The sequence below is a fragment of the Protofrankia sp. CiP1_Cm_nod3 genome, from assembly GCF_982290655.1.
Window position 1 is genome coordinate 1 of sequence record NZ_CEVIVD010000177.1, and the last position, 8,391, is coordinate 8,391.

Genomic DNA, 8,391 nt, shown 5'->3' on the forward strand with positions numbered 1-8,391 from the left:
CGAAAGGAAACATCGGCAATAGGGCGCACGGGACAGAGCACGCCAGACGAAAACCGCGTTCGGACACGGCGGCAGGCCACCACGAGCCAACGGCACAACGGCGCCCACCGCACACTCACTTCAGGTCGCACGCGCACCCGTTCAGCTCAGTGATAAAGAGGCTGCCACCGACGACTCAGGGCCGATCTCGACGAAGAAACCTTGACGAGGCAGAGAGTAACCCACCGTCGGCACCGAGCGCACACGTACACCCCGGCCAACCTCACCACGCGCCGGCCGGCACAGGACGACACGCATAGGGCCCCGGTCGTGTCACACCCACACGAATGTACGCGCTACCGACCCAGGACCTTCCTGGGCCCGCAGCGGCAACCGAGATAGCCGGCCCGGAATCCACGAAAGCGCGATGAAGGGCAACCCAACCAACCGAACAAAGGCGCTCCCGCCAGGCCGGATCACCCGACTCTGACCCGACACCACCCCACCGAGGAAGACAAGTATTTCCGCACGAGCCGCCCACAACGGCAACAGGCACCCGGAACCGACGAGAGACAGTCCAGTTAATACAGCAGCTTCGTCCCTTCGTAGAGACGACCGATCTTGTCTAGGGACTGTCTCAAGATCGGTCGGGTGGCCCGGAGGGATCTCGGGATCTCACCCCCGGCTACCCGACCGATCTTGAGACAGTCCCGTGTACCGGGTGAGCCGTTCGGCCGTTTCCCGGGCGGGGGCATGACGCACGAAAATCCTGAGGTTAGCTGAGGAGGTTGTCGGCGAGGCCGGCTTTCGCGCCGTTGATGAATGCGCGGATTTCGTGGGTTTCGAGGATGAGGGCGGGGCTGGCCGGGTCGGTGGACTGGCGGAGCGCGACGCGGCCGTCGGGGAGTTTCTTGGCTTCGAGGCAGCTTCCGCCGTTGGGGCCGCTCCAGGGTTTCTGCCAGCCGTCGGCTCCGAGGTCGGCCGCGGACATGCCGTTGTGGATGCTGGTCATGGGTGGAACTCCTTGGCGAGGTCGTGGAGGAGACCGGGGGTGGCCTCGGAGGGTGCGGCGTGGGCGGCGAGGTGGTCGAGGGCGTGCCGGTACGGGGTGATGTCGTCGGGTTTGTCGAGGTAGTGGGCCGCGGTCATGGTTTCGACGTAGACGATGTCGGGGAGTTCCGCGGGCAGGCGGAAGAGGTGGAACGGCCCGTACATCGCCGGGTGTGCCCCGGCGGCGAACGGCATGATCTGGATGGTGACGTGCGGGAACGTGGCCGCGTCGGCGAGCCGGTCGAGCTGGGCGGCCATCACCGTCGGGCCGCCGACGGGGCGGCGCAGGACGGTTTCGTCGAGGACGGCCCACAGGTGCGGCGGGTCGGAGCGGGTCAGCAGGGCCTGGCGGGCCAGGCGTAGCTCGACCCGCCGGTCGAGTTCGCTGGCGGGGGCGTCCGGGAAACCGGCGCGGGTGAGCGCACGGGCGTAGTCGGGGGTTTGCAGCAGGCCGGGGACGGACTGGGGTTCGTAGGCACGGATGAGCGTGGCGGCTTCTTCCAGGCCGACGTAGACCTTGAACCAGGCGGGCAGGACGTCGGTGTAACGGTGCCACCAGCCGGGCTGGTTCGCCTCCCGGACCAGGGCGAGGAACGCCTGGACCTCGTCGGGGTCGGTGACGCCGTAGTGACCGAGCAGGACCTGGACGTTGGCGAGTTTCAGCTTGACGGAGGCGTTTTCCATCCGCCGGATCGTCCACGGCGATATGTCGATCTTCTGGCCGGCCTGCTCGTGGGACAGTCCGGCGGCCTCGCGCAGCGCCTGGAGCCGCTGGCCCAGGATCATCCGCCGCACAGTGGGGCCGCCTACCGGCCCGGTATCGACCGCTGCCATCCGCCACCACCTTCCGTCCTGCGTGCGACCGCTCCTGTCTGCCGTCAGTGTGCCACGCCACCGGCCATAGGAGCACACCACCACAAGAGTTCTGCTCTTTGCAGATTTCCCCTTGCATCTTGAGGCCAGCGGGACAACACTGACGCCTGTCACGCATCCGCTGATGTACGCCACTCGCCGTGATTCCTACGCGTGGGCGTCGCCGCGAGCCCCCGAGCCGCCACACGATCAGCAGGGACGATCCGTCATGTATCAGGTACTCGACTGTTGGAGCCCACCGCGCGTCCGACCACGCCCCGCCGAGGGGCTACCGGCACGGCGCCGTCCCCGGCCGGCCCTGGTCCGCCACCCCCTCCGGGGACATACGACGGGTCGGGCCGCGACCGGCGGAAGCCCGGCCGGACGGGACGGCCGGGTCTGCTACGGATACCTCGGCTTAGAGCACGACGACGAGAACGAGATCGGCCGGCTGCACGACCTGATGAGCGCCTACGCCCACGCTGGGGGGCTGACGTTGGCGGAGACCTACGTCGACCGCGACGTAGTCCCCGTCCGGATCCTCCGCCCCGGGCTCACAGCCCTTCTCGACGTCGTCGGTCGAGCCGGGGGTTGCGCGGTGCTGATACCCACTCCCGCCCACCTGTCCCCGGTGCCGGCCGTCCGTGCGGCCATCACCGCGGACCTGGACACCCTCGACGCCTGGACGATCATCCTGCGGGCCGGTGACCACCCGGCATCACCAGCCCTGGTCGGGAGGCTCCCTCGACCACGGCAACCCCTCCCGGACAACGCCGGCCGCCGCCATGACCATGGATAGTCCACCCGGGGGTGTGTGCGGCGGCCGGGACAGCGCCGCCCTGGCCGCCGCACACCCTCCCCTTCCCGTTCTCCTGCCGCACCGGCAGCCGCAGCTCGGCCCGCTCCGGCCCGTCCCTGTCGTGGACGATCTCGTCCTTCTGCGTCGGGTCCGTGACCGGCTCCGGGCGCTCCCCGACCATGCCGCTCCGACCAGGAGGAACCCGACCATGCTGACCGCCGTCCGCACCGCGCAGGCCCGCCCGCGTCGCACCCCGCCCAGCGAGGACGACGCACAACAGGCGGGGCCGGATGGGCGTCACACGGCCGGCTACCCACTGCCACGGGCAGAACTCTCGACCGGCCCTGCTGGCGCGCGACCGCGCATACCGAGGTCCGCGTGCGCGTCCCCGCGCCCCGATCATCCCGCCCCGCGGCCGGGACACCCCGCCGACGGCGAGAACACCGCGGACAGCATGGCGGGGACGGCAGAGGGAACCACCCCCGTCCGAGGGGAGATCCGCGCCTACGCCGTCCTCGACGGTGTCGGCGAACAACTCGCCGCTTTCACCGACTGGGACCACGCCCACGCCTGGGCCCACGACACCGCACACCGCGGGGACGTCATGCTGCCGCTACAGGTCGAGGACAGAACCCAGCGGATCACCCGGTACGTCACCCTCACCACCTGCGAAATGGTCACCTGGACGGTGTTCACGAGAAGCGACAGATGCGACCACCCCGCCGTGAACCATCACCCGCCGTGACGGCCAACAGCAGTCTGCCCCCTGACGTCCCCCGCCGGTCTGCTGACACGATCCGGGCCGGCGGGGTGACCGGGTGTGGGCAGGCAGCCCGTCTGCCTGCCCACATTCTGGAGAAATCCTTTGCACGCGGCGACCGGCGGGCTGTCCTCGTATGCCAGAAAACGTCGTGATGCAGGAGTCGACGATGCGCACCGAATCATCTGTGAGCGCAATATGGAATGCTGCTTTTACCCGGATACGGGCCGCGACGTGGCATCGCGGCCGCCCGGCGCGGACCGGTGCGGTGTGACAACCCGATGATGGCCGGGCCTGCGCACATACCCGGCCGGCCAGGCGCCGCGCCGACGGTGACCGCCGGGGCATTCCTCGTCCTCGATGCCGAGCGGGAAGTGGTGGCGAGTTTCGTCACCACCGACTGGGCCATCGCGCACGCATGGTTTCATCGCATTGCCGCCGAACCACAGGTCCGGCAGCCCGTCACCTTGGAAGACTTCGTCGGCCGGCGCGCCTGGGCCTTCGAGAGAAACGCGTGTGTTTCCGTGGCATGGATATCGTCATACCCCGCCCGTCACGACCGTTACGAGGAGCTTCCGTGACCAGCATCCACGGCACGCCGGACGAGAAAGACCGTGATCCTGTACGGGATGTTCCCTACGAGCCGCCGGAGCTGACCACCCTGGGTGGCCTGGACGTCCTGACGAAGGGGGCGTACTCCCGTGACACTTCCGACGACAGCGACGCGCGCTCCCCGTCACTGTCAGGAGCCTGCGTGAGCACACCGGAGACGACCACCGACCCGCTGGCCGCCCGCCTCGCTGACTACGCCGCGGCGTTGCGCGCCACCGGCGCGATCCGCGCCGACCGGGTCCAGGCCGCGTTCGTCACCGTGCGCCGGGACCGCTGCCAGTCACCACCGAAAGTGCACCAGAGCCGTTAACTTGACACTCCCCCACAGCCGCATGCACGCCTCGACCTCACCTTTTTCCGCAAGCGGAACTTGCCGGCCATGGCTTTCCGGCGAGAACAACCCCTCCTGGGCCGCTACCCGGTGACAAACTATCGACGGGACGGCAAACCGGTGGCGGACGGATCGAAATCTTCGGGTTGGTGTTGCTCGCCGGTCAGGTAGCAACACCTGAAAAATCATCTTCTTCGTGGACGGTTGATGGGCTCATTTCCCCGCCTCGAAGAGGAGAGCCGTGTTCCGTTCCCTTGCCCCCTCGCGCCGCCGCTGGGCCCTCCTGGCCAGCGCGGCCCTGACCGCCGTCGCGCTGGCAGTGCTGACGACCCCGGCGTCGGCGACCCCGCCCAACATTCCGAGTAAAGCGACCGCGCAGGCCGAGCTCAACGCGCTGACCGTGGCCGCCGAGGGCAGCATGACCGGTTACTCCCGGGACCTGTTCCCCCATTGGATCATCATTTCCGGGACCTGTGACACCCGGGAAACCGTCCTCAAGCGCGACGGCACGAACGTGACGGTCGGCAGCAACTGCTACCCGACCTCCGGCTCCTGGTACAGCCCGTACGACGGTGCCACCTGGTACAGCCCGGCCGACGTCGACATCGACCACGTGGTGCCGTTGGCCGAGGCCTGGCGGTCCGGGGCCAGCAGCTGGACCACCAGCAAACGGCAGAGTTTTGCCAACGACCTGAGCTACCCGCAGCTGATCGCGGTCACCGACAACGTCAACCAGGCCAAGGGTGACCAGGACCCCTCCACCTGGCAGCCGCCGCTCTCCGGCTACCGGTGCACCTACTCGAAGATGTGGATCCGGTCCAAGTACCACTGGGGGCTGAAACTGCAGTCCAGCGAGAAGTCCGCGTTGCAGAGCATGCTGAACACCTGCTCCTCATGACAAGATCATGATGGAATTCCAGTCCCTGCTCACCGCCCCACCGGACGGGGGTGGACCGACGAGGTCGGCACGATCACCGGTGCGCCCGAACTGCGCATGATCTGCACCGACGGCGAGGCCGTCGCGTGGGTGCGCTACGCCGGAGCCCCGACCTGGAACACCCGCACCGGCGGCCGGACCCGCCTGCACGGCCCGCGTGATCATCAGGCGGTACCTGGGCTTCTGGTGACCGTGCTCCCCCGCTCCCACGGCTGAACGGCTCCGCTCATCGAGCAACGCCCTCGCCTGGTTCCCCGCGCGCCGGGGAACCAGGCGAGCCCGCAGGGCGAAGAGATCCCTCACCGTCGCCGACGGAGACTCGGAACCGGCACATGGGCGGGGCGTCGATGCACCTACGCGCCATGCCCGACCAAGAGCTCCGTGGGTGCAACCGGCCCCGTCACAGAACGATCTGCTGCGGATGAACAATCTCCCGGGCGCCGACCGCCGCCTCCCTGCGGTCCAGCGGGTCGGCCGCGGCAGCCGCGTCGAACGACAGCCGGGTCAGCGCCTCGATCCGCCGCACCGGCACCTGGTAGGTCTTGTAGGCGCCGTAGGAAAAGGCTTCCGGGGCGACCTCCAGCCCGTCGAGCAGGCTTTCCTGGCTGAGCAGGTAGGCGGTAGCCGACAGCCCGCCGCCGTCCTTAACCATCACAACGACTTTCCAGAACTGCCGGGGCAACTGCACCCCCCGGTACGGCTCGTCGTCCGGGCTGAGCACCGGACCGGTGAACACGCTGACCCTCAGGTCGTGGGTGTCGGCGTTCTCCAGGATGTAGTCCTCCAGGCCGGCCCAGGTGGTCTGGTTCTGGTTGAAGTCGGCGTGCTGCGGGGTGCAGTTGGTGAAGTGGAAGGTGTCGTCGTTGGCCAGCTTGGCGACCGTCCGGGAGGCGCCCCAGGCCGGGTCGAGCCGGCGGACGAGGTGGCCGCGGTCCAGCGGGTTGTCCCGGTAGACCTCCTCCCCGGTCTGCTCGTCGGCCGGCACCCGCGGGTCGAACGCCCAGCGGTCCGGTTCCCGGCGCAGCCGGAAACTGGCGTTGCCGTCGATGTTGACCGCGGTGAAGAACGCCAGCCGCCGCTGCCGGTTGAGCACGACGCTGAAGTGGTGGTAGGGCAGCACATAGGCCGGGTCCCCGTCGGCGGCGCGCCGGTTGACCGCCGCCAGCGGCAGCAGCTCGGCGGGCAGGGTGGGCAGCGGCACCCGATGGCCGTCACCGAGGAAGGCGGGGTCGTAGCCGCGGCGGCTGGCGTAGTCCGGGTCGATCCGGATCGCCTCGCCCGCCGCCGGCTGGTCGGAGCTGAGCAGGTCGGCGCGCAGCCGGATGTCGAACGGGACCGTCAAGGCCACCGACGGCCGTACATTGCCGACGGGCGGGGATGCCGCCGGCACGGCGGGGCGGGGCGCCGGTGGTGTGGCCTGGCCGGTCGGGTCGGTGAACAGCCGGTCGAGCAGCGTCTGCTGGGCCGGGGGCAGGTGGTGGCCGCGCAGGAACGCGGCCAGCCGGCTGACCCGGATGCCCTCGTTGATAATGCTGCCGAGTTCGCCGCCGGCGGGTGCCGGGACGCCGGCGTGGTGCAGGGCGACGATCTCCCACTGGTCGTTGAAGACCGGGGAGCCCGACGAGCCGGGTTCGGTGTCGGTTTCGTAGTGCAGGTAGCGGTCGAGGAGGTCCACGATCCGGTTTTCCCGCAACGCGACCTGCTTCTTCTCCCCCCGCGGATGCTGGATGATCGTGACGAAGTCCCCGATGATGGCCTTGCCCTCGGCCTCCACCAGCCGGTTGCACCCGAACGCGGCCAGCTGCGCCGGGGTTGCCTGCACCGCGACCAGGGCGAAGTCCAGCCCCTCATCGGCGAGGAAGAACCGGCGCGGGTCCAGCGCGAAACCCTGCAGCGGCAGCGGCCGGCCGTCGACCCCGTCCTGGTAGTCGAACTCGACGCTGCTGAAGGCCGCGGTGGCCGCGTCGGGCAGGACGTGCTGGTTGGTCAGCAGCAGCTCCGGGGAGACCAGCGAGCCGGTGCCGTAGCCGAGCAGCCGGCCCCGGTTGTCGCGGATGTTGATCCGGCCGACGGCCCGGGCGGCGGCCACCCCGCCTTCCAGGTAGCCCACGCCGAGGAGGTCGTTGACCTGGATGATCCGTTCGAGGATCGCGCCCGCGGCGGCCACCGCGGCTGGTTCCCCGGTGACAATCGCCGCCGGGTTGACCGGCCGGACGTCCGGGTGGTGGCGGCTGAGCCGGTCGATCCGGGAGGCGACCCGCGCCGGCTCGTCAGCCCGGGCGATCCCGCCTGGCTGGCGCAGGGTGTCGATCGTTCCGCGGCGCTGCCCGGTCCGCCTGGCCACCCGGGTGGCGACGGCCTCCTGCCGTTCGGGAGTGACAGCCCCGACCGGATCCATGACGATCCCCCCTTGACGCTCCACACGGCTGTCGGCGGGGTCGGCAGCCCGTAGGTCTGTCAGCGCCCGCCCGGTTCTCTCTCAGTGTGACCGGTTGGCGGCGGGATGCGGTAGCCACCCCGTGAGCGTGTGGGGCGGGCGCCAGGCAGCCGCGGTCGTGACTGCCTGGCAAGCCAATCCGGCCGCCCGTTGCTGGAGGGTAGGCGGGAACATCGTGCGCGGTTCGAAGGCGTCGCGGGGAGGTGCGGAAGACGTTCGTGGCCGGAGCGTGATGTGCTGGGAGACTCCGGCCGTGGATGCCGGTTCAGAATTGGATCATGGTGCGAATGTCGTGGCGTGCGGCGGCACGGGCGAAGGCTTCGCCCACCTGACTGTGGCGGACCATCTGCAGATAGGTGTATATGTGTGCCGCTCCCGCACCAATCTTGGTTGTAGGGCGATTCGTCCTGGCCTGTAGGGGCTTGCGTGCGGCAGCATCGGAGGGTGCGTGTTCTTCTGCTTGGTGGCACGTGGTTCCTCGGCAAGGCGGTGGCGGCCGACGCACTCGCACGGGGCTGGGCGGTGACCACGTTCACCCGAGGGCATTCCGGTCCTCCGCCGACGGGGGCGGTTGCCGTGACCGGGGACAGGACGAGCGGGCGTGACCTGGCCGCGCTCGCCGAGCACGGCCGTT

Annotated in this window: 9 protein-coding genes and 1 pseudogene; 7 read left to right on the forward strand and 3 right to left on the reverse strand. The window is 69.4% G+C overall.

The features are described 5' to 3' along the window. Positions 1 to 754 precede the first annotated feature (754 nt). Positions 755 to 991, reverse strand: a complete 237-nt coding sequence (locus AC5LUJ_RS21680; protein ID WP_493465622.1) for a DUF397 domain-containing protein — start codon at positions 989 to 991, stop codon at positions 755 to 757. Next, positions 988 to 1,863 (reverse strand): Sco1979 family transcriptional regulator, encoded by an 876-nt coding sequence (locus AC5LUJ_RS21685; RefSeq protein ID WP_493465623.1) that lies wholly within the window; start codon positions 1,861 to 1,863, stop codon positions 988 to 990. Before AC5LUJ_RS21685 ends, AC5LUJ_RS21680 begins: the two co-directional genes overlap by 4 nt. Before the next feature lie 247 nt (positions 1,864 to 2,110). On the opposite strand from AC5LUJ_RS21685, the gene AC5LUJ_RS21690 reads away from it, so the two are divergent. The 6 genes from AC5LUJ_RS21690 to AC5LUJ_RS21715 all read left to right on the forward strand — a co-directional run bounded on the left by AC5LUJ_RS21690 (position 2,111) and on the right by AC5LUJ_RS21715 (position 5,536). Further along, positions 2,111 to 2,680, forward strand: a complete 570-nt coding sequence (locus AC5LUJ_RS21690; protein WP_493465624.1) for a hypothetical protein — start codon at positions 2,111 to 2,113, stop codon at positions 2,678 to 2,680. Positions 2,681 to 3,134: 454 nt separating this feature from the next. Next, positions 3,135 to 3,425 carry a hypothetical protein gene (locus AC5LUJ_RS21695; RefSeq protein ID WP_493465625.1) on the forward strand — a complete coding sequence of 97 codons (291 nt, stop codon included), beginning with the start codon at positions 3,135 to 3,137 and terminating at the stop codon, positions 3,423 to 3,425. Positions 3,426 to 3,772: 347 nt separating this feature from the next. After that, complete coding sequence (locus tag AC5LUJ_RS21700) at positions 3,773 to 4,021, forward strand: hypothetical protein (RefSeq protein ID WP_493465626.1); 249 nt, start codon at positions 3,773 to 3,775, stop codon at positions 4,019 to 4,021. Further along, on the forward strand, positions 4,018 to 4,362 hold the full coding sequence (locus AC5LUJ_RS21705) for a hypothetical protein (protein WP_493465627.1): 345 nt from the start codon (positions 4,018 to 4,020) through the stop codon (positions 4,360 to 4,362). The genes AC5LUJ_RS21700 and AC5LUJ_RS21705 overlap by 4 nt, the downstream gene beginning before the upstream one ends. 262 nt (positions 4,363 to 4,624) lie before the next feature. Then, a complete protein-coding gene (locus AC5LUJ_RS21710) occupies positions 4,625 to 5,281 on the forward strand; it encodes a GmrSD restriction endonuclease domain-containing protein (protein WP_493465628.1) in 657 nt (218 codons plus the stop codon). A gap of 96 nt (positions 5,282 to 5,377) precedes the next feature. After that, on the forward strand, positions 5,378 to 5,536 hold the full coding sequence (locus AC5LUJ_RS21715) for a hypothetical protein (protein WP_493465629.1): 159 nt from the start codon (positions 5,378 to 5,380) through the stop codon (positions 5,534 to 5,536). Positions 5,537 to 5,720: 184 nt separating this feature from the next. On the opposite strand, the gene AC5LUJ_RS21720 is transcribed toward AC5LUJ_RS21715, so the two are convergent. Then, on the reverse strand, positions 5,721 to 7,718 hold the full coding sequence (locus tag AC5LUJ_RS21720) for a DNA/RNA non-specific endonuclease (RefSeq protein ID WP_493465630.1): 1,998 nt from the start codon (positions 7,716 to 7,718) through the stop codon (positions 5,721 to 5,723). 483 nt (positions 7,719 to 8,201) lie between these two features. On the opposite strand from AC5LUJ_RS21720, the pseudogene AC5LUJ_RS21725 reads away from it, so the two are divergent. Then, positions 8,202 to 8,391 (forward strand): annotated as a pseudogene (locus AC5LUJ_RS21725) (NAD-dependent epimerase); the annotation flags it as partial.

Excerpts from the sequence above, each read along its gene's own strand:
- AC5LUJ_RS21690 (WP_493465624.1), top strand. The coding sequence starts at position 2,111 with ATGTATCAGGTACTCGACTGTTGGAGCCCACCGCGCGTCCGACCACGC.
- AC5LUJ_RS21720 (WP_493465630.1), bottom strand. The coding sequence starts at position 7,718 with ATGGATCCGGTCGGGGCTGTCACTCCCGAACGGCAGGAGGCCGTCGCC.
- AC5LUJ_RS21695 (WP_493465625.1), top strand. The coding sequence starts at position 3,135 with ATGGCGGGGACGGCAGAGGGAACCACCCCCGTCCGAGGGGAGATCCGC.
- AC5LUJ_RS21680 (WP_493465622.1), bottom strand. The coding sequence starts at position 991 with ATGACCAGCATCCACAACGGCATGTCCGCGGCCGACCTCGGAGCCGAC.
- AC5LUJ_RS21685 (WP_493465623.1), bottom strand. The coding sequence starts at position 1,863 with ATGGCAGCGGTCGATACCGGGCCGGTAGGCGGCCCCACTGTGCGGCGG.
- AC5LUJ_RS21715 (WP_493465629.1), top strand. The coding sequence starts at position 5,378 with ATGATCTGCACCGACGGCGAGGCCGTCGCGTGGGTGCGCTACGCCGGA.